The 24,116-nt window shown below is 40.3% G+C and carries 25 protein-coding genes; 3 read left to right on the top strand and 22 right to left on the bottom strand.

Going from position 1 to position 24,116, the window contains the following annotated elements; genetic code table 11:
• Nucleotides 1-68: 68 nt before the first annotated feature.
• The 21 genes from umoD to yceD all read right to left on the bottom strand — a co-directional run bounded on the left by umoD (nucleotide 69) and on the right by yceD (nucleotide 17,747).
• Complete coding sequence (gene umoD / locus HMPREF0693_RS17995) at nucleotides 69-569, bottom strand: flagellar biogenesis regulator UmoD (RefSeq protein WP_004247102.1); 501 nt, start codon at nucleotides 567-569, stop codon at nucleotides 69-71.
• Nucleotides 570-1,457: 888 nt separating this feature from the next.
• The gene (locus HMPREF0693_RS17990; protein ID WP_004247101.1) at nucleotides 1,458-2,765 is read right to left on the bottom strand and encodes an NAD(P)/FAD-dependent oxidoreductase; all 1,308 of its coding nucleotides are present in this window, start codon (nucleotides 2,763-2,765) and stop codon (nucleotides 1,458-1,460) included.
• Between the two features lie 394 nt (nucleotides 2,766-3,159).
• On the bottom strand, nucleotides 3,160-3,705 hold the full coding sequence (ycfP, locus tag HMPREF0693_RS17985) for an alpha/beta hydrolase YcfP (RefSeq protein WP_004247100.1): 546 nt from the start codon (nucleotides 3,703-3,705) through the stop codon (nucleotides 3,160-3,162).
• Complete coding sequence (gene nagZ, locus HMPREF0693_RS17980; RefSeq protein WP_004247099.1) at nucleotides 3,702-4,721, bottom strand: beta-N-acetylhexosaminidase; 1,020 nt, start codon at nucleotides 4,719-4,721, stop codon at nucleotides 3,702-3,704. Before nagZ ends, ycfP begins: the two co-directional genes overlap by 4 nt.
• A 38-nt stretch (nucleotides 4,722-4,759) precedes the next feature.
• Entirely contained in the window at nucleotides 4,760-5,671 is a 912-nt protein-coding gene (locus tag HMPREF0693_RS17975; protein WP_004247098.1) for a phosphotransferase, read from the bottom strand.
• Entirely contained in the window at nucleotides 5,664-6,245 is a 582-nt protein-coding gene (locus tag HMPREF0693_RS17970; protein WP_004247096.1) for a penicillin-binding protein activator LpoB, read from the bottom strand. The genes HMPREF0693_RS17975 and HMPREF0693_RS17970 overlap by 8 nt, the downstream gene beginning before the upstream one ends.
• A 14-nt stretch (nucleotides 6,246-6,259) precedes the next feature.
• Nucleotides 6,260-6,661 carry a YcfL family putative periplasmic lipoprotein gene (locus tag HMPREF0693_RS17965; RefSeq protein WP_004247095.1) on the bottom strand — a complete coding sequence of 134 codons (402 nt, stop codon included), beginning with the start codon at nucleotides 6,659-6,661 and terminating at the stop codon, nucleotides 6,260-6,262.
• A 41-nt stretch (nucleotides 6,662-6,702) separates the two neighbouring features.
• A complete protein-coding gene (gene hinT / locus HMPREF0693_RS17960) occupies nucleotides 6,703-7,053 on the bottom strand; it encodes a purine nucleoside phosphoramidase (RefSeq protein WP_004247827.1) in 351 nt (116 codons plus the stop codon).
• Nucleotides 7,054-7,117: 64 nt separating this feature from the next.
• Nucleotides 7,118-7,903: a metal-dependent hydrolase gene (locus tag HMPREF0693_RS17955; protein WP_004247093.1), complete on the bottom strand. Its 786-nt coding sequence runs from the start codon at nucleotides 7,901-7,903 to the stop codon at nucleotides 7,118-7,120.
• Nucleotides 7,904-7,970: 67 nt separating this feature from the next.
• Nucleotides 7,971-8,957: a DNA polymerase III subunit delta' gene (gene holB / locus HMPREF0693_RS17950; RefSeq protein WP_004247092.1), complete on the bottom strand. Its 987-nt coding sequence runs from the start codon at nucleotides 8,955-8,957 to the stop codon at nucleotides 7,971-7,973.
• On the bottom strand, nucleotides 8,954-9,598 hold the full coding sequence (gene tmk / locus HMPREF0693_RS17945) for a dTMP kinase (RefSeq protein ID WP_004247091.1): 645 nt from the start codon (nucleotides 9,596-9,598) through the stop codon (nucleotides 8,954-8,956). Before tmk ends, holB begins: the two co-directional genes overlap by 4 nt.
• Before the next feature lie 2 nt (nucleotides 9,599-9,600).
• On the bottom strand, nucleotides 9,601-10,623 hold the full coding sequence (gene mltG, locus HMPREF0693_RS17940) for an endolytic transglycosylase MltG (RefSeq protein WP_004247090.1): 1,023 nt from the start codon (nucleotides 10,621-10,623) through the stop codon (nucleotides 9,601-9,603).
• 17 nt (nucleotides 10,624-10,640) lie between these two features.
• Nucleotides 10,641-11,468 (bottom strand): aminodeoxychorismate lyase, encoded by an 828-nt coding sequence (gene pabC, locus HMPREF0693_RS17935; protein WP_004247089.1) that lies wholly within the window; start codon nucleotides 11,466-11,468, stop codon nucleotides 10,641-10,643.
• A gap of 144 nt (nucleotides 11,469-11,612) precedes the next feature.
• Complete coding sequence (gene fabF, locus HMPREF0693_RS17930; RefSeq protein WP_036932515.1) at nucleotides 11,613-12,854, bottom strand: beta-ketoacyl-ACP synthase II; 1,242 nt, start codon at nucleotides 12,852-12,854, stop codon at nucleotides 11,613-11,615.
• Between the two features lie 74 nt (nucleotides 12,855-12,928).
• Complete coding sequence (acpP, locus tag HMPREF0693_RS17925) at nucleotides 12,929-13,165, bottom strand: acyl carrier protein (RefSeq protein WP_004247087.1); 237 nt, start codon at nucleotides 13,163-13,165, stop codon at nucleotides 12,929-12,931.
• Nucleotides 13,166-13,322: 157 nt separating this feature from the next.
• Nucleotides 13,323-14,057, bottom strand: coding sequence for a 3-oxoacyl-ACP reductase FabG (gene fabG / locus HMPREF0693_RS17920; RefSeq protein ID WP_004247085.1), 735 nt, complete (start codon nucleotides 14,055-14,057; stop codon nucleotides 13,323-13,325).
• A gap of 8 nt (nucleotides 14,058-14,065) precedes the next feature.
• A complete protein-coding gene (gene fabD, locus HMPREF0693_RS17915) occupies nucleotides 14,066-14,998 on the bottom strand; it encodes an ACP S-malonyltransferase (RefSeq protein ID WP_004247084.1) in 933 nt (310 codons plus the stop codon).
• Nucleotides 14,999-15,017: 19 nt separating this feature from the next.
• Entirely contained in the window at nucleotides 15,018-15,971 is a 954-nt protein-coding gene (locus HMPREF0693_RS17910; protein WP_004247821.1) for a beta-ketoacyl-ACP synthase III, read from the bottom strand.
• 4 nt (nucleotides 15,972-15,975) lie between these two features.
• Nucleotides 15,976-17,013 (bottom strand): phosphate acyltransferase PlsX, encoded by a 1,038-nt coding sequence (gene plsX, locus HMPREF0693_RS17905; protein WP_012367762.1) that lies wholly within the window; start codon nucleotides 17,011-17,013, stop codon nucleotides 15,976-15,978.
• Between the two features lie 24 nt (nucleotides 17,014-17,037).
• Nucleotides 17,038-17,208 carry a 50S ribosomal protein L32 gene (gene rpmF / locus HMPREF0693_RS17900; RefSeq protein ID WP_004247080.1) on the bottom strand — a complete coding sequence of 57 codons (171 nt, stop codon included), beginning with the start codon at nucleotides 17,206-17,208 and terminating at the stop codon, nucleotides 17,038-17,040.
• 5 nt (nucleotides 17,209-17,213) lie between these two features.
• The gene (gene yceD, locus HMPREF0693_RS17895) at nucleotides 17,214-17,747 is read right to left on the bottom strand and encodes a 23S rRNA accumulation protein YceD (RefSeq protein WP_004247079.1); all 534 of its coding nucleotides are present in this window, start codon (nucleotides 17,745-17,747) and stop codon (nucleotides 17,214-17,216) included.
• Nucleotides 17,748-17,888: 141 nt separating this feature from the next.
• Between yceD and HMPREF0693_RS17890 the strand changes: the two genes are divergently transcribed.
• The gene (locus tag HMPREF0693_RS17890) at nucleotides 17,889-18,488 is read left to right on the top strand and encodes a Maf family protein (RefSeq protein ID WP_004247078.1); all 600 of its coding nucleotides are present in this window, start codon (nucleotides 17,889-17,891) and stop codon (nucleotides 18,486-18,488) included.
• 44 nt (nucleotides 18,489-18,532) lie between these two features.
• The gene (locus tag HMPREF0693_RS17885) at nucleotides 18,533-18,931 is read left to right on the top strand and encodes a hypothetical protein (protein ID WP_004247077.1); all 399 of its coding nucleotides are present in this window, start codon (nucleotides 18,533-18,535) and stop codon (nucleotides 18,929-18,931) included.
• A gap of 106 nt (nucleotides 18,932-19,037) precedes the next feature.
• Here the strand turns inward: HMPREF0693_RS17885 and rluC are convergent, their stop codons facing one another.
• Nucleotides 19,038-19,991, bottom strand: a complete 954-nt coding sequence (rluC, locus tag HMPREF0693_RS17880; protein WP_004247076.1) for a 23S rRNA pseudouridine(955/2504/2580) synthase RluC — start codon at nucleotides 19,989-19,991, stop codon at nucleotides 19,038-19,040.
• Nucleotides 19,992-20,522: 531 nt separating this feature from the next.
• Between rluC and rne the strand changes: the two genes are divergently transcribed.
• Entirely contained in the window at nucleotides 20,523-24,044 is a 3,522-nt protein-coding gene (gene rne / locus HMPREF0693_RS17875) for a ribonuclease E (RefSeq protein ID WP_004247074.1), read from the top strand.
• The last annotated feature ends 72 nt before the right edge of the window (nucleotides 24,045-24,116 follow it).

Below are 24,116 nucleotides of genomic sequence, written 5' to 3'. Positions count from 1 at the left end.
CTAACATAATAAATATTAGGCCTTTTTTATCTTATCAGTTATCAGCGTTAATGCTAAAAAGAAAACCGTTACTCTTTACGGCAAGGAATATTTTCATTCATAGAACAATATGGCTCTTGCTCCAAAACAAGTCGGCCATCGCTATCTAGCGCAATGATATCGCCCGGTTTAAATGTCGTTCTCACTTTACCCGGTGTACCATCAATTGTGTAAAGCACATCATAACCGATAACTCGCCTTTCTTGGCGGTAAATGGGAATACATTCTCTAAATTGAGCATAAGGGAAGTGAGCAATACTTTTATTGTTTAGCGCTTCTATCATATAGAAAACACGGCACTCTTGCTCTGCGGGATGAAAACGCGATAATTTTTCTGGTGTAAATTGTGTAGGCAGTCCAATACGATGGCAATACTCTTCTGTCACAAAAACGGTTGATTTAATCGGTGTTGCTGAAACCACATGAGCAAATTGTGGCCGTGGAAATATCCACTTCCAAGCGACAAATAAAAGAATAGCTAATACAAGGATTAGTCCTATTAGTGTGAACTTTTTGCTATCAACACTCACTTTTTCCCCTTTTTATGCGTTTATCCCTATTTTACTATTTTTTTGTTATAAGCGGATTTCACTCTTTTATCACCATGTTGTAATTCAATATGTTAAATGAATAAGCTTATATGAAAAAATATATTATTACGTCCTTGCTGATTAACATCATAAGTAAACTATGTACTTATAACATGGTAAATACACCACTAATTATTGTTTTAATCAGTTAATTAAATACGCGCTATTTTCTAATTATTTTCAAAAATATTAAGAATGAACTTAAATATTTCTTATCTCATCAATGAAAGCTGATTTCATTTACATATTTATAAATATAGCGTAATGATAACATCAAGTTAACAAATGTAATCTCTTTTAAGAAACTTCTTCATTAACCTTTACATAGTCGATTTGCTTTTCACTATGCGTAACAGACTGGTTTGTACATAAAGATAATAAAAATAATAGATTAAATACATGTTTTTTATTCACATATATTATTTATAAGTTTTAATATGTATCTTTAAATACCATAACATTTTATGACCTAAATAAATTCTTAAAAGCGCCTATTTCTATTTAAGAAAAATCTTAATTTATGAAAAACCCCTATTCTATTGAAGATTATTTTTATATATAAATAATTAAATTTATAGAAATAACACTATATTTTTCATAAAGTTATTTGAAATTGAAGCTTAATATTATTAAAAAATTAATTCGATATCTACATAAATATTTTCTACTGAATTAATCATCTAATTCAGAGATTCTTATTTTGACTGTTCACAATTATTACTACTCTTTAGATAGATAAAACCCCCGACAATATAAATACTGCGGGGGGTTAAAATAAACTTTTGTTTGCTAAAAGAAACAAAAGTTAGAAAAATAAACCATTATTCACTAATGAAGTTTTAGTTTTGGTCTAATCACACGATTGATTGATCCAACTAACATCATCAAACCCGTTTTAAGATAACCATGTAACGCGATTTGATGCATACGGTATAAAGAAATATAAACGATACGTGCAATACGCCCTTCTATCATCATATCGCCTTTCATTAAGTTGCCCATCAAACTCCCTACCGTACTAAATTTAGAGAGCGAAACTAACGAGCCATGATCTTTAAACACATATTCTTTTAACGTTTTACCCTTTAACATGGCTAAAATATTGCTATAACAACGGCTTGCCATTTGATGAGCGGATTGTGCCCTTGGCGGAACAAAACCTCCCTCTTTTCGCGGACAGGATGCACAATCACCAATCGCAAAAATCGCATCATCTAATGTTGTTTGTAATGTCGGCTTAACGACTAATTGGTTAATACGATTGGTTTCTAATCCAGCGATATCTTTCATAAAGTCTGGGGCTTTGATCCCCGCAGCCCAAACCATCAGATCAGCATCAATATGCTCGCCATCTTTGGTATTTAACCCTTTTTCATCGGCGCTTGTTACCATGGTTTTCGTCATCACGCGCACACCCAACTTAGTCAGCTCTTGGTGTGCTGCACTTGAAATACGCACGGGTAATGCAGGTAATATTCGCTCACCCGCCTCAACAAGCGTGATATTAAGGGCTGATGGCGCTAATTTTTTTAAACCATAACTATTGAGTTGGCGAACAGCATTGTGTAATTCGGCAGATAATTCCACTCCAGTTGCACCACCACCCACAATCGCAATATTTACTTTACGATTTTCAGCTTCTGCGTTGGAGTCTGCTGAATATTTTAAAAATAAATTGAGCATTTCATTATGAAAACGGTGTGCTTGCTGTGGGCTATCTAAAAAGATGCAGTGCTCTTTGATCCCTGGGGTGCCAAAATCATTAGATTTACTGCCTAAGGCCATGACTAAAATATCATAATCGAGTTGACGCTCTGGAACTAATAGCTCTTGATTTTCATCATAAATAGCAGCCAAAGTGATATTTTTATGTTGGCGATCAAGCCCTGTTAAAGTGCCTAATTGAAAATTAAAGTGATGGTTATAACCATGAGCGAGATAACTTAATGCATCAACACCATCATCTAACGAGCCTGTGGCAACTTCATGTAACAGAGGTTTCCATAAGTGACTATTATTTCTATCAACAAGGGTAATTTCTGCTTTTTTTTTGCGCCCTAACTTATCACCCAATTTAGTCGCTAGTTCTAATCCACCAGCTCCACCACCGACTATAACAATTTTTGTTAATGACATATAACGTCACTCCTAAAGATATTTACTGTTGTTATTTAAGTCATCTTGGTTAAATCCACTTAAATAACGACAGTTAAAACGTTTCAGTCAATGATTTTGATAATAGCCAAAGCTCATTGGCAATATGGTCATACCAAAGTTGATTTATATCAAAAAAATTTGAATTTTCATACCTGTTTTTTGATGAATCGAGTCATTTAGGTTGTTTTTCATTCACCAATAGAACATCTTATTGACATATGGCTATTTTTTACCATAAATATCAATTAGATATAGGATATAAGTGAATAATTCAGTCGGAATATGAGAGGGGCTTAAAATAATAAAGAAAAGGAAAAATATAAATCAAAAAAGATGGACAAAATGCACTCTGTCCATCTTACATAAGCCAATTTTAAGCGGGGATTTTGCTATTAAATGCTTTAATTTTAAAAAGATGTTCTGACAAGCTTTTGAACTTATGTGTCTGCGTTTCATCCCAAATAATCGAATAATAAGGTGATAACTCATCAGCAGAACGCTGGTTATCTAAAATCTCATCATGACGGGATAAAATCACTAATGCATTGTCTCTATTTTTAGAGCGAAAATCTTGAATACACTTAGTGGCAATATCTAAATACTCTTCAGGTCTATCAATCTTATCAGTCATATTTTCATATGGAAAAAGATTGGGGTTAATCATTACTTGGCGAATATTAGATAAAAAACCGATACGCTCTGCCCAGTAGCCACCTAATCCTACACCACAAATCAGCACCGGCTGTTTTGTCGATTTAATCAGTTTATCCGTCTCTTTGAGTAGATGTTGCATATCGTGACGTGGATGCAACGTACTGTAACTGAGAAAACGGACATCAGGATCAATAAACTGTAGCTGTAATACCTTCTCATGATTTCCCGGACTGGTGGAATCAAAGCCATGTAAATATATAATCATGCGCGCTCCTGCCATTGCTCCTGTAATTGGGTCAGCATTTGATTCGCTTTTTTCCAACGATCAGATGCTTGCAGTTCACTTAATGTGTAACGACCTCGGTGATGGTACAACGCCGAAATGCGTTCTGCTTTGACAAAGGACAGGTTATCTAACACACTTACCGCCCCTTTACGGTTATTACACACTAAAAGCATATCACAACCCGCATCTAATGAACGTTGTGCTCTCTGCGCATAACTTCCCATAATAGCGGCACCTTCCATAGATAAATCATCAGAGAAAATAACGCCTTGGAAACCGAGTTGTTCACGTAAAATTGATTTCAACCAATAAGGAGAGCCACTTGCTGGACGCTCATCAATCTGAGAATAAATAACATGAGCTGGCATAATGGCATCTAATAATTGACGTTGGATAAAATCTTTAAAGATAGCCATATCACGTTGACGAATATCGTTTAAAGAGCGCTCATCACGTGGCGTTTCTTTATGGGAATCGGCTCTGACGGCACCATGACCAGGGAAATGCTTACCTGTTGATTTCATACCTGCAGAGCGCATTCCTTTAATAAAGCTTTCCGCCATATCCATAGCGATTTCTGGACACTCATGGAAAGAGCGCTCACCGATAGCAATACAGTCATGACCAAGATCTAGGACAGGAGCAAAGCTAATATCAATATCCATTGCGATCATTTCTGATGCCATTAACCAACCAGCCTCTTGTGCTAAGCGACTAGCTTGATAGCGCTCATTAAGCGCAGCATAAGATTGCGCAGCAGGTAAGCGAGTAAAACCATCACGAAAGCGCTGTACTCGTCCTCCTTCTTGGTCAACGGCAATCACTAAACGCTCATGGGAAGCATCACGGATTTGGCGCACTAATTCATTTAACTGCTCAGCGTCGTGGAAGTTGCGGGTAAAGAGGATCAAACCACCAACAAGGGGATGCTTTAAAATTTCACGCTCCTCGTTATCGAGCTCATATCCTTCAACATCAAGCATTACAGGACCCATAACATTCCTCTCTTTGTTATTGCAATAATAAAATCTTTTCAATTCATCAGACTAAAATAGCGACGTAAAGGTTCAGACATAGCCAAAAACGCGTTATCTTTGGTTTGTTGCCAACGAACCTCATACCACATCAGCATCATATACAAGATAAAGGGTTCTCTTAATAAAATACGCTGCTTTAATACGTTAACCGAATAAAACGGCTGCTGTTGTGGGTGTTGCCTATTTTGCTGATCATTATTTAATTCAGTATAGTGATGATATGCACAATACTCATGTAAAAATGCTGTTTGTTGTGCGCTGTTTAACTGATTTGCGGCAAAAAATGTCATTAATGAATCTGCCGTATCAATATCAGCGGCATATTCCCAATCAATAAATTTTATACCTGAATCGCTCAGAAGAATATTCTCAGGATGAAGATCCATGTGAGCTGGCGCGTATTTTATGAGTGTACGTCGAGGTTGACATAAAAAATCGTGATGTAAACGTAACCACTTTGGTGATAATCGTTTTCTGTCAATATGATACCAATAGACTGAAAGTTCATGCCACAAATCAAGAGGAAACCCAAAAGGTTTTTGCTGATGTAACTTAGCAATTTGATGAGCTAATGATTTGAGATGGGAGCCAAATAACTGCTGATGAGTAAGATGCTCACCCTCTAGCCACTGGAAAAAAAACCATGCACCATGGCGTTTAATAATATTTGGTGCAAGCTGAGTATTTAATAACTGTTTTAAAATCGAAGACTCTTTTTTAGCCCTGACAAAAAGTGCCGTTTTTTCAGTGCCATAATAACGAGCAACCCAATCTATCCCATTACTTTGCAAACGAAAAGTGCCGCCCCCTAATCCCGCTAAGGCGGTTATTTGCCACTGTGATAAGGGTATTGCGGGAAACCATTCCCGCAATAGGCTCAATAACTGTTGTTGATAAGACTTACTCAACCTTATGGCGCCCGCTCCAGAGTATTTCTCCGCTCGCAACCGACATTAATTGCATGCTGATCACACGATTATCTTTCTTACCATCGACAGTAGAAAACAAAATATAGTCTGCTTGCAAATAACGCGCTAAACCAATTGCCGCACTGCGCAATCCTAAGCTATCTTCACCGGATAGTCCTAATGCTTTTCTTGCTGACATCATTTGTGCATAAGGAACTGTTTGTAATGCACTAATACTATTTACCGAGTCGATAATTGTGTTAGTAGCATTAACCGCTTGGATGTTTCCGCCCGAATTATTTTTTACATTATCAACCACTAATAATTTGCCAGTTGCTAAATCATCAGTGACAGACATCTCTCTAATTAATGGCTGAATGGCCGCGTTCCAATTAATACTGGTTATTTTTGGCGGTGTTGGTACAACCTCTATGGGTGGCTCGATAGGTTTAGGTGGCTCTGTTGGCTCTGTGGGAGTAACAGGCTCTACAGGTGCCGGGGGTTGTTGTGGTAACATCGATGGACAACCTGCCAGTAAAAATACCGCTGCCACCACAAATAGCATTTTTTTCATATGACTACCTTATCCTAAGTAAAGAGATAGACTCTGACATAACTTACTGTTTTATTGGGTATATCAGCACTGATCTCAGTATCACCATCGCCCAAAATCATTACATCATTTACGCGGCCTGCCGGCGAAATTTCCAGTCCTTGCTCGTTATACCAATAAAAACGATAACGAATAGAGACAGGATAAGATCGCGTATTCGATAACGTCACCGTGGCGCGACTCCCCTGTTCATAACGCGTTAATAATGGTTTGCCTGCCACAATACCTACAGCTAAAACCGACGGCTCCATCACAATAGATTGTTGACGATTAAAATAGAGTTTATTGTCTGAATGAGACGCAAAACATCCAGCCAATAACGTTGTCATCAACAATACTATAAGTAATGAATAAACCCTTTTAGCTTGTTTTATCATGCTGCTACCTTGTTGCCATGATGATCTATTATCACATTAGATTATTTGCTTAATAATGGCCCTAATGGTTTTCCACCTAAAAGATGCATATGAATATGGAAAACTTCTTGCCCACCATGTTTATTGCAATTCATTACTAAACGATATCCCTCTTCTGCAATACCTTCTTGCTGAGCAATTTTAGCTGCCACAACAAATAGATGACCTAAAACTTGTTCATCTTGTGCAGTAACATCGTTTACCGTTGGAATAAGTTTATTGGGGATAATTAAAATATGAGTAGGCGCTTGGGGTGAAATATCACGAAATGCAGTGACAGTATCATCTTGAAAAACGATATCTGCAGGAATTTCACCACGAATAATTTTACTAAAAATTGTCTCTTCTGCCATTTTTATCACCTTATTATTTATTTTCATTCCTAGCCATCACTCGCCAACATTTCTATTGAACAACTTAGTCCGCGAGGTTTGGTATTTGAAAAAGTGTTGCAAAATTACGGGTGGTTTGCTGAGCAAGCTCTTCTATGCTCACCCCTTTTAATACGGCCATATACTCAGCAACATCACGTACATAAGCGGGTTGGTTCTCTTTACCACGATGAGGCACTGGCGCTAAATAGGGTGAGTCCGTTTCAACCAGAATACGATCAAGTGGTACGATCCGTGCAGCTTCTCTAATTTGCTCGGCATTTCTAAATGTCACAATGCCTGAAAAAGAGATGTACATACCAAGATCAAGTAGCGCCATTGCTGTTTCTTTATCTTCCGTAAAACAGTGCAATACACCGCCACAGTCTTGAACCTTTTCTTCTTTTAAAATAGTTAGCGTATCTTCACGAGCGCTACGCGTATGTACAATAACAGGTTTATTAACTTGGCGCCCAATGCGAATATGTTCACGGAAAATTTCACGCTGAAGTGACGCATTTTCTTGTTGATAATAGTAGTCTAAACCTGTTTCGCCTAATGCAACAACATCGGCCTCAGCTGCAAGGCGCGCAAGCTCAGCGACATCGTGTCCCTCATCAAGGTTTAATGGGTGAATCCCACAAGAAAAAGCCACATTATCACGCTTGCCGATCAGTTCGCGCATATTTTTAAAGCCAGGTAATGTTGTTGCGACAGCTAACATATATTTGACATCACGCTGTTGTGCTTTTTCTACAACATCATCAATATTTTTGTGCAGTTTTTCATAATCTAAGCTGTCAAGATGGCAGTGTGAATCAACTAAAAACATAATGTACTCTCATCGTTATATAACTTTATATTATTTCTTTTACTTGTCTGCTAAATGGAAAGGGAAATTATTTCCCTAGAGCAACTAGCTGGGCTTCCCAATCAAGTAACTGTTCTGCCAACAATAGCTCTTTATTGATTGCTGGAATGGTAACTAATTGATGGCGACACTGTTTCCAACTTTCGCTCACCGCTAACAACATTGCAGAAGGCAACTGTGATAACGCCATAATTAATGGCTGCTTATCTTGGTTGACACAATACACTTCAGCATGAGTTTGTCGTTTTAAAGCATCCAACAGTAATGATAATAACCAATAGATCTTACGTTCAGCATTATCTTGATTGAACTGAGCTAACAACCCATATAAATTTTGTTGTTGTAAGCTAACATATAACGCTTGGCAGAAGGCTTCCCTTTCTTGCCATTCTTGTTTTAGTAATGATAACGCTAAAACGGGCGCACCTTGAGATAGGTTTAATGCTGTGACACCATCGGCATAAGCCATATTAGGTAGCTGTTGTTGTAGCCAATGTATCGCATAATTCATCTCAGGCGGTGCTAAATGGTAATAGAAACAGCGACTACGTAGTGTTGCTAGCAATATTTCAGGTTGTTGACAATTCAATAAAAAATAGCAATTAACTGGTGGCTCTTCTAAGGTCTTTAATAACGCATTGGCTGCCGCTTCTGTTAATGCCTCAACCTCTTTTATCCATACCACTCGTGAGCCACCTTGTTGTGCATGGTGCTCAAGCTTTTCGGTGACTTTTCTAACCGCTTCGATCCCTATTGATGACTTTCCCTTTTCATTTTGCAAGATATGCCAATCTGGATGTGTTTCTGCCAACATCAAACGGCAACTATGACACTCATTACAGCTTTTTGAACCCTGCTTATTCTGACACATTAACCAACGACTTAATCCATAAGAAAGTGCATCAGCCCCCATTCCTTGAGATGCATGCAACAAAATCGCATGATGACCACGCCCTTCTTGGTACATACTTACCAGTTGTCGATATGCCTGATTTAACCAAGGATACCAATTCATAATGCGCTATTTTCCTGAGTCAGCCACTGATTGAGTACATCGCGAATATCCGCTTGTACTTTATCAATATCTTGTGATGCATCAATGGTAATAATCGAGGCGTCTTCTTTTGCTAATGCTTGATAACGTTCACGAGTGCGGTAAAAAAAGTCCATAGACTCTTTTTCTATTCTGTCCAATTCACCTCTTGCTCGTGCTCTGGCTAGACCAACTGCCGGATCTAAATCAAGATAAAGGGTAAGATCAGGTTTAAAATCTGCTAATACCGTATCACGTAGTGACTTCATCAGGGCTTTGTCAATTCCTCGACCACCACCTTGATATGCTTGTGAAGAGAGATCATGTCTATCCCCTATCACCCACTTACCTTGGGCTAAAGCTGGTTTTATCACATTTTCAACCAGTTGCACACGTGCAGCATATAACATTAGCAATTCAGCTTTATCGGTAACTTTTTCGCCTTCAATACCTTGTTTAATCAATTCCCGTAATTTTTCTGCAAGCGGAGTTCCCCCCGGCTCGCGCGTAAAGGCCAAATCGGTGATCCCTTGTTGTTTTAATGTATCAACAACCGTTTGAATAGCACTGGTTTTGCCAGCCCCTTCTAATCCTTCAATAACAATAAATTTGCTGTTTTTCATAATTATCTTTGTTGTAAGCGTCGGTATTGTGCGACGGCTTTATTATGCTCCGCCAACGTTGTAGAAAACTTATGTCCCCCAGTGCCATCTGCGACAAAATAGAGATAACGCGTATCCGCAGGATGTGCTGCGGCTTTAATGGAAGCAACACTTGGCATAGCAATCGGTGTTGGCGGTAGCCCATCAATTTGGTAGGTATTGTAAGGCGTATAGCCATTAAGATCACTGCGATAAATTGTACCGCGATATTTATCACCTAACCCATAAATCACAGTGGGATCAGTTTGTAAGCGCATATTACGTTTTAAACGATTAACAAACACCGAGGCCACTTTGGTTCTTTCTGCATCAATGCCAGTCTCTTTTTCAATAATCGATGCCATAATCAACATTTCATAGGCAGATTTATAGGGTAAATCACTATCGCGTTTTAGCCACTCTTCTTCTAATGTTTTTTCCATTTGCTGATAAGCACGTTTTAAAATGGCGATATCCGTCGTGCCTGCGGTGTAATGGTAAGTATCAGGAGCAAACCAACCCTCAAGATGGGTAATTTCAGGCTTCATTCCTATCTCTTGGCGTAACTTATCGCTTTCCATACCATTTGCGACAATCTTTAACTCAGGGGCTTTATCAAAAATAGCTTGCCAATCACTTAAACGGCTACCCTCGATAAATCGAATCGTAAACTGCGCCTCTTTGCCACTTTTTATTAACAGCAAAACATCCCGCAGTGTCATACCTTTTGTTAAACGATAAGTCCCTGCTTTAAATTGACTGAGTTCTGGTTTTACTTTTAATAAAATTTGAAAATAATCTCCTTGTTTAAGAAGATTATTCTTAATAAGCAATTGTTCCATCGCAATACGCCCTGTTCCTGCCGGAACAGTAAGCAGCATTTCATCTTGCTTTACCACAACATTGTTCTCTAACCCACGAAGGCTTTGCATAATATATAATGTGGCTGCGCCAGCGCTAATCAATAATGCAAAAAAGGCTATCCAAACTAATTTTTTTATCTTCATTTATAACTCATCAAACGTTAAGTCAGTGACAAACAGTGTTGTAAAACAACATGGTAAGCGTCTCTATCGCGATATTGATAGTGCTTATCATCTGAAAAATAGATCTGTTTTACGGGAATAATGGGCATCAGTGCATTGGTTAACCAAATTTCATCTGCTTGATAGAGCGTTTGCGGTTTTTCTCGCACAATGTGAATATCCCAGTCCAATTGTTGCGCAAAATCTAATACCTGCTGGCGCATGATCCCATTCACACCCGAAAGACTAATATCCGGGGTAAATAATTGATTTCCTTTACGCCAGAAAAGGTTTGCGGCATTCGCTTCAACTAAATATCCTTCATTGTCACACACTAACATGTCATCAAATGGGGTTGTTTCTAAATGGTGTTTAATCAGCACTTGCTCTAAGCGATTAAGATGCTTGATACCGGCTAATAAACTATTTTGTCCCAATCTCACTGGGCTAATGGCTAAAGAAACCCCTTGCTTTTGTAAGTTATGATAATAAAACGGGTAAGTTGAGCAGGATGTGATCACTGTGGGTGTGTCAAAGCCTTTCGATGAATAGCCTCGCCCACCGCTTCCGCGGCTAATAATCACCTTAATAACACTTTTTTCAGTGATTGTGGACGCTATTTGTAGAAGATGGCTGGCTAACCATTGCCAGTCTGGTGAGGGTAAAAACAGTGCATCACAACCGCGTTGTAAACGCTTAAGGTGAGCAGATAATAGAATAGGTTTACCTTGTTCAACGGCAAGTGTTGTAAAACAGCCATCACCAAATTGTACCGCGCGATCACTCACATTGATGCTTTGTTGCTGTTGTCCATTTACCCAATACATCAAACACCTTATTTATAATCTATGTTATTGATATTTTTTGTACATGATAAACAAGTTAATGTAAAAGGACAAAGCTATAGATAAAATAAAAGACCCAGCATGATGTCTGGGTCTTTAGACTAATTCAATACGCGAATAAGCGGTTTACACACGCTTAAAGAGAATCGAACCGTTGGTACCGCCAAAGCCAAATGAGTTACATAGTGCATAATCCATGTTCTCAACTTTACGCGCTTTATGTGGTACGAAATCAAGGTGACAATGTTCATCTTGATTATCAAGATTGATTGTTGGCGGTACAATTTGGTCACGTAAAGACAAAATAGTAAAGATAGACTCAATCGCCCCGGCAGCACCTAATAAGTGACCCGTCATCGATTTTGTTGAGCTAACTAATACATCAGTCCCTTTGCCAAATACCGTTTCAACAGCTTGCACTTCTGCAATATCACCCGCATTAGTAGAAGTACCATGCGCGTTGATATAACCGACATCAGCAGCAGTAATACCCGCATCTTTCAATGCGTTTTCCATTGCAAGTGCACCACCCGCACCATTTTCTGCAGGAGAGGTCATATGGTAAGCATCACTACTCATACCAAAACCAACAACTTCTGCATAAATTTTAGCGCCACGTGCTTTAGCGTGTTCATACTCTTCGAGGACTAACACACCTGCACCATCACCTAACACGAAACCATCACGATCTTTATCCCATGGGCGACTTGCCGCTTGAGGATCATCATTACGTGTTGATAATGCACGTACTGCACCAAAACCACCAACACCTAATGGTGTTGTTGCTTTTTCAGCGCCGCCCGCTAACATCACATCAGCATCACCATAAGCGATAATACGAGCGGCATGCCCGATATTATGCACACCTGATGTACATGCAGTTGCGATAGAAATGGTCGGTCCACGTAAGCCATAAATAATGCTTAAATGGCCAGCAACCATATTAATGATGGTTGAAGGAACAAAGAATGGGCTAATTTTACGAGGGCCACCATTGATTAATGATGAATGATTTTCCTCGATAAGGCCTAAGCCACCAATACCAGAACCAATAGCAGCTCCGATACGACTTGCATTGGCTTCTGTTACTTCAAGACCTGAATCCGCAATGGCTTGAACACCTGCTGCAATACCATATTGAATAAAGAGATCCATCTTGCGCGCATCTTTACGCGAAAGATTGTAATCTTCATGATTGAAATCTTTTACCAATCCTGCGAATTTAGTCGCATGATGACTGGTGTCAAATTCTTCGATAAGGCCGATACCACTCTGTCCGGCACACACAGCTTTCCAAGAAGCTTCTGCGTTATTACCGACAGGAGATAACATGCCTAGTCCGGTCACAACTACACGACGCTTAGACACGCTTATCCTCCAAGGAGGGAAAAAGTTTAGGATTAAGAATATAGGCGGTCGAGTGACCGCCTAGATTAGCAAGCTTATTTACCTGCGTTTTCAACGTAATCAATAGCAGCTTGAACTGTAGTAATTTTTTCTGCTTCTTCGTCTGGGATTTCGATATCGAATTCTTCTTCCAGAGCCATTACCAGCTCAACTGTGTCAAGAGAATCAGCGCCTAAGTCATCAACAAATGAAGCTGAATTCACAACTTCTTCCTCTTTAACACCCAGTTGTTCAACAATGATTTTCTTAACGCGTTCGTCGATAGTGCTCATACTATTAAATTTCCTATCAAAACTCGCTTGCGCGATGATTTTCTTAGTTTATAAATACAGGAAAAGATCTAACCAATCCCGACTGTGTGGACTACTTTATTCGCTATATTTTGCATTATATTGTACGCAAAAAGCAAATATAAAGACGTCCCCGTAATTAGACCATGTACATGCCGCCATTGACATGCAATGTTTCACCCGTGATATAGCCTGCTTCATCAGAAGCTAAGAAAGCTACAGCACTGGCAATCTCTTTGGCATCACCTAAACGGTTAGCTGGCACTTGAGATAAAATACCGGCTCTTTGGTCTTCTGTTAACGCTCTGGTCATATCAGTTTCGATAAAGCCAGGAGCAACAACATTTACCGTAATGCCACGGGAAGCAACTTCGCGTGCTAATGATTTACTAAAACCAATCACACCCGCTTTTGCTGCCGCGTAGTTTGCCTGTCCAGCATTACCCATGGTTCCAACTACTGAACCAATAGTAATTATGCGACCATAACGTTTTTTCATCATAGCACGCATAACTGCTTTAGACAGACGGAAGACTGATGAAAGATTAGTGTCAATGATATCTTGCCACTCATCATCTTTCATGCGCATCAACAGGTTATCACGAGTAATACCTGCATTATTGACCAAAATATCAATTTCGCCAAATTCCGCGCGCACATCAGCTAAAAATTTTTCAATAGAGTCAGTTTCTGTGACGTTTAACACAAAACCTTTACCTTTATTGCCTAAATATTCGCTGATCGCTTTAGCACCGTTTTCACTCGTTGCTGTACCAATTACGGTAGCACCACATGCTATTAGCTTTTCTGCAATCGCACGGCCAATACCACGGCTTGCACCAGTAACTAGCGCTATTTTTCCGTCAAATCCCATGAGATCCCTCAGTCATTTCCTAATGCAGCGTCTAATGATGCAATATCATTAACTGCCGCAGCGTTCATCTCTTTAGAAATACGTTTCGTTAAACCAGTTAATACTTTACCGGGTCCTATTTCTAATAATTGTGTGATGCCCTTGCCAGCAATAAATTCAACCGTTTCAGTCCAGCGGACTGGGTTATAAAGCTGACGAACTAATGCATCTCGAATAGCATTAGCATCGGTTTGTGTTTTCACATCAACATTATTAACAACTTGAATTTCAGGTTGTTTAAATTCAATTTCTTGTAATGCAACAGCTAACTTATCTGCAGCAGGCTTCATTAAAGCACAGTGAGAAGGCACACTTACCGCTAAAGGTAACGCACGTTTTGCTCCAGCTTCTTTACATAATGCCCCTGCACGCTCTACGGCTTCTTTATTACCCGCAATCACCACTTGACCGGGTGAGTTAAAGTTCACAGGTGAGACAACTTGTCCTTGAGCCGCATCTTCACAAGCTTTTGCAATAGCATCATTATCTAATCCGATAATTGCATACATGGCGCCAGTACCTGCAGGTACAGCCTCTTGCATTAATTGACCGCGCAATTCTACTAGTTTAATCGCCGCAGCAAAATCAATTACGCCAGCACAGACTAAAGCAGAATACTCACCAAGACTGTGACCTGCCATCATTTGTGGCATTTTGCCTTGCTTTTCTTGCCATACACGCCAAATAGCAACGGATGCTGCTAATAATGCCGGCTGTGTTTTCCATGTTTTGTTTAACTCTTCTTCAGGACCATTTTGCACTAAATCCCAAAGAGAATAACCCAATACATCAGATGCTTGAGCAAATGTTTCTGTCACTATTGGATAATGCTCGGCAAGTTCTGCAAGCATTCCAATCGCTTGTGATCCCTGTCCAGGGAAAACCATTGCAAAATCAGTCATGTTTATTTTCCTGATAATATTAAAAACGGATAAGTGCAGAGCCCCAAGTAAAGCCGCCACCAAACGCTTCTAACAGAATTAACTGCCCACGTTGAATGCGATTGTCTCTTACAGCTTCATCTAATGCTGTAGGAACGGATGCTGCTGACGTATTACCGTGGCGATCTAATGTCACCACGACTTTATCCATTGTCATATCCAGCTTTTTGGCTGTTGCTGAAATAATTCTTAAATTTGCTTGATGAGGCACAAGCCAGTCGAGTTCCGATTTATCAATATGATTCGCTTCTAATGTTTCATCCACAATGTGGGCAAGTTCACGAACTGCGACTTTAAAGACTTCATTCCCTGCCATGGTGACATAAGCAGGTAAGTCTTGATTTTCTCTATCCTGATAAGGCAGAGCTAACAGCTCACCAAAACGCCCATCAGAATGTAAATGTGTAGAAATAATACCTGACTCTTCAGAAGCACCGACAACGACGGCACCAGCAGCATCACCGAAAAGAATAATTGTACCGCGATCGTTAGGATCTAACGCATGTGATAAGCGATCAGCACCAATCACTAAAGCTTGTTTCACCGTGCCAGCCTTAATAAATTGATCAGCGATACTTAACGCGTAAACGAATCCTGAGCACGCGGCTGCAACATCAAACGCGATACAATCAGCAATACCGAGGGCGTGTTGAATTTGACATGCCGCACTCGGAAACGCATGAGAGCCTGATGTTGTGGCAACGATAATTAAGCCAATTTCTTGTCTATCAATATCAGCCATTTCTAATGCATTCTCAGCGGCACTCGCACCCATTTTGGCAACAGTTTCTTCTTCTGTTGCGATACGACGTTCATGAATACCTGTTCTGGTGACAATCCACTCGTCTGATGTATCAACCATTTTTTCTAAATCGGCATTAGTTCGCACTTGTACAGGCAAGTAACTACCAGTACCTAAGATTTTTGTATACATACTATCAATCACTCTTGGGTAATACTGTATTCAGACGTGAGGCAATTCGTTCTGGAATTTGTCGCTCAATGGCCTGAACAGCCTGTTCTATTGCTGCTGTAAACGCGTTTTCATTTGCGCCACCATGGCTTTTAATGACGATACCGCGTAATCCTAACAGAGAAGCACCGTTATACTGGTCGGGGTTCATATGGCCAAAACGCTTATTTAGGCGTTTTTGTAACCATTTCTTCAATAATTTCATCCACCACGACGTTTTTTTATTGTCACCAGTAGAAGATTTAATCAATGAAAGGAAGACTCTAATCACCCCTTCCATTGTTTTAAGGGAAACATTACCTGCGAAGCCGTCACACACCAACACATCTGTTTTGCCGGTCAGTAACTCGTTACCTTCCACATAACCAATATAGTTTATATTTGGTGTCGCCTTAAGAACGGTGGCGGCTTCGCGGATATTATCTAATCCCTTACTCTCTTCTTCACCAATATTTAAAAGTGCCACTTTAGGTGAATGTATACCTGCAATTTCTTCTGCCATCACGGCACCCATAACAGCAAATTGAACTAACATTTGGCTATCACAGTTAACGTTCGCGCCTAAATCAAGAACGACGGTCTTGCTTTTTTTCTGATTAGGTAACACAGAAACCAATGCAGGACGTTCTATTCCATCAATCGCTTTTAGCCGAAGTTTTGCTAACCCCATCAACACACCGGTGTTACCTGCACTTACACATGCCTGTGCTTCCCCTGTTTTCACCAGATCGAGTGCCACGCGCATTGATGTGCCTTTACTTGCTCTAATAGCATGTGAAGGTTTGGCATCATTGGCGACAATATGTTCAGCCGGTATAACATGTAAACGGGAGATTAGCTCAGCATTTTGATTTGCAAGCAGAGGAGAGATAGAGTCTGGTTGACCCACCAGCAATATTTTTAAATGAGGATTAGATGCCAGCGCCCGCAAACATGCAGGCACTGTGATACGAGGACCGAAGTCCCCGCCCATCGCATCTAACGCTATGGTTAGATTTGTCAAAGTATCAACGAGCTATAAAGCTAATTACTTGTTGATAACCTTGCGGCCACGGTAGTAACCGTCAGCAGTTACATGGTGACGCAGGTGAGTTTCACCAGAAGTTTTGTCAACAGAAACATGAGTTGCTGTCAGTGCGTCATGAGAACGACGCATACCACGTTTAGAACGAGTTGGTTTGTTTTGTTGTACGGCCATTGACCTTACTCCTTAGTACTTTTCTTTAAACTGGCTAATACGGCAAATGGATTCGGCTTCTCTGATAATTCTTCAGGGAGTTCACCGAACACTTGTTCCGCGTCGGACACTTCACAGTGTTCAAAATCATGTACCGGAACCACCGGCAAGTTGAGGATTATTTCATCTTCAATCATCGCCAGCAAATCTATTTCACCAAAATCGTCTACGTCGATTGGCTCATATTCTTCCGGTAATGCTTCAGCCCGTTCATCACTAACAACAGGGCTAAAACAATATGTTGTGTGAACATGATAGGGAAAATGGCCCCCGCAACGCTGACACTCTAAAGTGACATCCACATCGGAATGCCCCTTGATGACTGCCAAACGTTGATGGTCAATATCAAATGATAAAGCCACATCAATATTACTGTCCACACTGACCACCGATTCAGCTAAGCGGCTAACTTGCTCAGAGGAATATTGACCGTCATAGTCTAAATTCTTCTGTGCTGCTCGCAGCGCATCAATGGTCAGGGGTAATTTTACCTTTTGCATAAGGCGCGCATATTATCTTTGTAATGGAATATAGTCAAAGAAAAAGGCGGGTTATCTACACCTTTCCACCAAAATTCGCTTTATCAGCGGCGCATAGTTTAGAATGTCGGGCATCATTTTGCTACGGATTTTATAAAAAATATGTTGCCACTAGTTCTTGCGTCGACTTCGCCCTTCCGAGCTCAGCTTCTGAAAAAGCTTGGAATGCCCTTTATACAGGCCTCCCCAAACATTGACGAAACCCCTTTGCCCACAGAGTGTGCACAAGCGTTAGTCACTCGTTTATCCTATGAAAAAGCGCGTGCTTTAGAGGTACAATACCCAAATCACTTAATTATTGGTTCAGATCAGGTTTGTGTACTCAATAAAAAAATTACGGGTAAGCCCCTTAATTTTGAAAACGCTTTTGCACAATTAAAACAAGCATCCGGTCAATGTGTATCATTTTATACTGGATTAACTTTATATAATAGCTCAACATTAGCCTATGAAAGTCATTGTGAATTATTTCAAGTTCACTTTCGGCATTTAACCGATGATGAAATTATCGGCTATTTAAATAAAGAAACGCCGTTTTATTGCGCAGGAAGTTTCAAATCTGAGGGGTTAGGAATTACTCTGTTCGATAAATTAAGCGGTGATGACCCAAATTCTTTAATCGGATTACCACTTATCCGATTGAATAAAATGTTACTCTCACAAAGAATTAACCCATTACTTTCCACAGATAATCAGGAATAGTCGTGATTGTCTTATTTTAATCTTATTTAGCGATAAAGCGTATTATGAATAAATTAGCATCAATTTTGGCAGCTTTAATCCTTACGGCATCGGTAGTAGGTTGCTCTGATGAGAAAGCACCTGACAATTCAGCCGTAAAAGCAGACAACAGTAGTAATGTTGCCCAAAATACTGATCCCAAAAAAGAAGATGAAAGTGCATCTTCATTTAAAAAGAACTTTATTAGTAGTTGCATACTCGGTTCTGGTGTGACTGATGATGCACTAATACCACAAATTACCGAAGTTTGTAGCTGTACTTACGACAACATCATCAAAGATTATGGTATGACCGAATTTATTCGTGTTGATATGGAAATGAGAAAAGACGGCTCTAAATCGCTTCCGAAAGAGTGGAATATCGATAAAATTGTTGAGCAATGTATATCAACCATCACCAAATAACCTTGGCTGGATACTGATCCTATTTTCTAGGACGACAACGGTAAATCATTTGCAAACAAAGTGGGAAAAAATTTTCTCCCACTTTGCTAGTTTGAAAACAGTAGTATTAAGATTTTTGATTGCGTAATACTTGTAAACAGTAACGTAACGTTTTATCCATCGGCGCTTCAATACGCATTTTTTCCCCTGTTGAGGGATGAATAAAGGTTAATGAACTCGCATGTAAAAAGAGACGATTAAGCTTGGTTGAAGCTAATTGTGTATCAAAATCACGATCACCATAGCGATCATCAAAAGCAATAGGATGGCCGGCATGTAATGTATGGACACGAATTTGATGAGTTCGTCCCGTGACAGGACTTGCTTTAACTAAGGTCGCAAATTCAAAGCGCTCTTCTACCTTAAAGCGTGTTTCTGATGGTTTACCTTCACTACTTACTTTAACCACCCGCTCACCACTTTGTAGGATATTTTTCAATAACGGGGCTTGTACTACTTTTGTATGAGATTGCCATTGACCACGTACTAAGGCTAAATAATCTTTTTGCATCTGTTTTAATCTTAGCTGTTCGTGTAGTGAACGCAGGGCTGAGCGCTTTTTAGCAATCAATAATACCCCAGAGGTATCCCTATCAAGGCGATGCACTAATTCTAGAAATCTCGCCTCTGGACGCAATGCCCTTAAACCTTCAATCACACCAAAACTGAGTCCGCTACCACCATGTACTGCCGTCCCTGATGGCTTATTAATCAGCATCACATGTTCATCTTCATATAAAATACACTCAGCAAGTGCTGATACTTTTTCTAACTTAGGCGATACCGCATGTTCTTCTTTTTCTGCTACCCGGACAGGAGGAATACGAATGCTATCCCCTGCAGCTAATTTATATTCAGGCTTAATGCGCCCTTTATTAACCCGAACTTCACCTTTGCGGATAATTCGGTAAATCATACTTTTCGGTACACCTTTTAAGCGTGCCAGTAAAAAATTATCAATACGCTGGCCTGCTTCATCGCCATCAATGGTGACGAACTGAACTTGATTAAATGATTTCATAGTGGCGATTTTTTAGCTCTCTTAAAATAAAAAATGACAAACAAATTATTGGTGCACAAAATAACATCAAATTGGGTGCCTATTTTAACCTGATTAATGGGAAAAAGACGAAACATTAACTAATCTCTCATATTTATACAGAAAAAGTCACCAAAGCGGAAAAGTCATCTTGCTATAACCCCAACACCAATGGAATAATGCAGACTCTCCTGATTAAGTTTATCAGGTATATTTATGAAATTTTGTTTGTTTGATATTCAAATGCAGCAATGGCGTAAGACATAGTCGAATATCAAACAATTTAGTATGCCATAAATACATCACTTATTGAGTTGGCACATTACGTCTCAATTAAAGAGTGCTGAATTTTAGAACTGAAAATCAGACTCACCGACAAATTGCACCTCTATACAATCGACAACCGTGAGGTTGACGCCTTTGTAAAAGACACGAGGTCATCGGTTATCAATAGTGTAATTACGTATGTCAGTGGCACATTATAAAACGTGAAAATAACGAGTAAGTCACAATATGAAAAGAATGTTAATTAACGCGACTCAACAGGAAGAGTTGCGTGTTGCCCTTGTTGATGGGCAACGTTTGTATGATCTGGATATCGAAAGCCCCGGACATGAGCAAAAAAAAGCCAATATCTATAAAGGTAAAATCACCCGAATTGAACCCAGTCTAGAAGCCGCTTTTGTTGATTATGGTGCGGAACGCCACGGTTTCCTTCCTATCAAAGAAATTGCCCGCGAATATTTTCCTAGTAATTATCACTCACATGGTCGTCCTAACATCAAAGATGTTTTAAAAGAAGGTCAAGAGGTAATCGTACAGGTAGATAAAGAAGAGCGCGGAAATAAAGGTGCTGCTTTAACCACCTTTATTAGCCTTGCAGGTAGCTATTTGGTATTAATGCCAAATAACCCTCGTGCTGGCGGTATTTCTCGTCGTATTGAAGGGGAAGATCGCACTGAATTAAAGGAAGCATTATCTAGCCTTGATATTCCTGATGGAATGGGGTTGATTGTTCGTACTGCAGGTGTGGGTAAATCCGCAGAAGCATTACAACAAGATTTAAGCTACCGTTTAAGACATTGGGATGCTATCAAAAAAGCAGCGGAAAGTCGCCCTGCTCCTTTTCTGATCCACCAAGAAAGTAACGTGATTGTACGTGCTTTCCGTGATTATTTACGACCAGATATTGGTGAGATCTTAATTGATAACGCTAAAGTAGTTGAAATGGCTCGTAGCCATATTGAAGCCATTGGTCGTGGTGATTTTGCTAGCAAAATTCGCCACTACACAGGGGCTGTACCACTATTTAGTCACTACCAAATTGAATCTCAAATTGAATCAGCCTTCCAACGTGAAGTCCGTTTACCTTCGGGTGGCGCTCTGGTTATTGATACAACAGAAGCATTAACCGCTATCGATATTAACTCATCTCGTTCAACACGAGGTGGCGATATTGAAGAGACAGCCTTTAACACTAACTTAGAAGCTGCTGATGAAATTGCGCGCCAACTCCGTCTACGTGACCTTGGTGGTTTGATTGTTATCGACTTTATCGATATGACCCCTGTTCGTCATCAGCGTGAAGTAGAAAATAGAATGCGTGAGGCTGTGCGCCAAGATCGCGCACGTATTCAAATAGGTCGCATTTCGCGTTTCGGCTTATTAGAGATGTCACGTCAGCGTTTAAGTCCTTCATTAGGTGAATCAAGCCATCATGTTTGTCCGCGTTGTTTAGGCACAGGGACTATCCGTGATAATGAGTCACTTTCTCTTTCTGTGTTGCGTCTTATCGAAGAAGAAGCATTAAAAGAAAATACTCATGAAGTACACGCTATTGTGCCCGTACAAATTGCCTCTTACTTGCTCAATGAAAAACGTAAGGCAGTCACCGATATTGAGTTGCGCCAAGCCAATGTCAAAGTAGTGATTGTTCCTAATGATCAAATGCAAACACCGCATTTCTCAGTTATTCGTGTGCGCAAGGGCGAAGAGATCTCTTCATTAAGCTACAATTTAGCGCAATATCACGAAACTCAGTTAAATGAAGCAGAAGATGAAGCCGTACCTGAGCGTAAAGCGCCAGAGCAACCGGCGATATCCGCTTTTGCATTACAAGATAATAGCGCTGACACCACCAATAAGAAAAAATCTGCACCAACTCCAGCTAAACAGGTGAAGAAAAGCGAAACAACAGAGAGTGGTGGATTCTTTAGTGCTATTGCAAAATTCTTCTCTAACTTATTTGCGAGTCAGCCAGAGCCTGTCGTTGAAGAAAAACCGCAAGAAAGCAAAAAAGAGAATAATGAAAACCGTCGTGAGCGCCGAAATAATAACAATCGTCGCAATAATAACCGCCGTGAACGCGATAATGATCGCAATCGTGACCACGAGCGCAATCGCGATAACGTAACGAGCGAAGAAAATCGTAAGAACCGTAATCAGAAAGCGCAAAATGCCAATACTGAAGTCAGTAATGAGCAAGAAATCGCTGAACGTGAAGCCCGTCGTCAACAACGCCGTGAACAACGTGCAGAACAACGTCGTCGTCAGGAAGAAAAACGTCAGCAACAACAAGAAGCTGCGAAAGCCGCACAAAATACAGCGGAAAATGACAATGCAGCAAAACAGGCTGAGAAGAAAGAAGAACCTCGTCGCCCTGTTATGCCTCGTCGTGCTCGCCGTCAATTAACGCAATCTGTTCGTGTTACTGATGCTGTCGCAACACCTGCTATTGATGTTGCTGTGAGCGACTCACCGGTTTCTGAGCCACCAGCGACAGTGGTTAGTCAATTACCATCATCAGAAAAACAGCAAGTTGCGAAACCAGTAGCGACGGTTAAAGATGAGCAAGAACAAGTTTCTGCTAATGCGTTAACTGATACTGTAAAAGCACAAGAAGAAGTGAAAAAAGAAGATAATGCGGGCCAACAAGAAAATGTGATGCCACGTCGCTCTCGCCGTTCACCTCGTCATTTACGTGTTAGTGGGCAACGTCGTCGCCGTTATCGTGATGAACGTACATTAGTCTCCCCTATGCCGCTAACGATGGCCGTAGCTTCTCCAGAGCTTGCGTCAGGTAAAGTATGTATTCATTACCCTGTCACACCAATTAGTGATGCACCATTTGTTGACAATAATGTTGAAAATAGCACTGACAATACAGTTGCTAAAAACTTCATTACTCATAAAGATCCACAAATGGTTGCTATTGCACCAGAAGTATCAGAAACCATTGCTGCAGATGTTGCTCAGGCTCAAACAGCAAATACTGAAGCAACTGAAGCGACTTATTCGGTCACAGTTAGTACTGAATCAACCACTGAAGCTGTAGCTGAAATTGTCGCGATTGCACCGCAAGAAACGACTGCTGATGTTAATGAGTCAACTGCCGATCATGTAGAAGAAAACGCTGTTAACAACGTTATTGCTGACGTTAATACCCAAGAGCATGTTACTCGTAAAGAGAATATCTCTGCGGTATTAAATACAACGGAAGCTTATCTACATGAAGTGACTGAGCCAGCAGATGTTGCCGAAGAGAAAACAGAAACCGCTCATAATAAAGTCATAGCTAATGCTGATCATGAAACCGCTAGTGAAGACACCCATAGTGACATGACAACGCAAGCGCCTGTACCTGAGATGCCAGCAACAACCCAAGCATCGACTGAATGTGCGGCTGAGCAACATGTAGAGCAAACTGCTTCTCAATCTACACCTGTAGAAACACAGCCTGAAGTGACCGAGCCTGTTGCTGAAACTAAAACGGAAACCGAAGTCGCATCGGTTGAAGTTAAGCAGCCAGCTAAAGTGACCGTTATTCGTCAAGAGCCAACAGTACGCCAGTTACATGCCAGCTCGCCAATGACGAAAGCTCCGGCATCTACAGATGCGCCTGTAGCAATTGAAATCAAAGCATGGGATGCACGTCCAGCCTTTGATAAGCAAGGCCGTAGCGGTGCGGGTGGTCATTGTTCAACTAATCATGCTTCATCTGAAATGACTAAAGCGTCAACGCATAGTGAGTCATAAGAGAAAAGAAGCAATAATATAACGCGATAAAAATATCCGTTGTTAATCCAAGAGCCTGTTAATTAGCAGGCT

Source organism: Proteus mirabilis ATCC 29906 (assembly GCF_000160755.1).
GTDB lineage: Bacteria > Pseudomonadota > Gammaproteobacteria > Enterobacterales > Enterobacteriaceae > Proteus > Proteus mirabilis.
The sequence above is the reverse complement of the archived record's forward strand: the minus strand, read 5'-3'. Positions and strand labels throughout refer to the sequence as shown.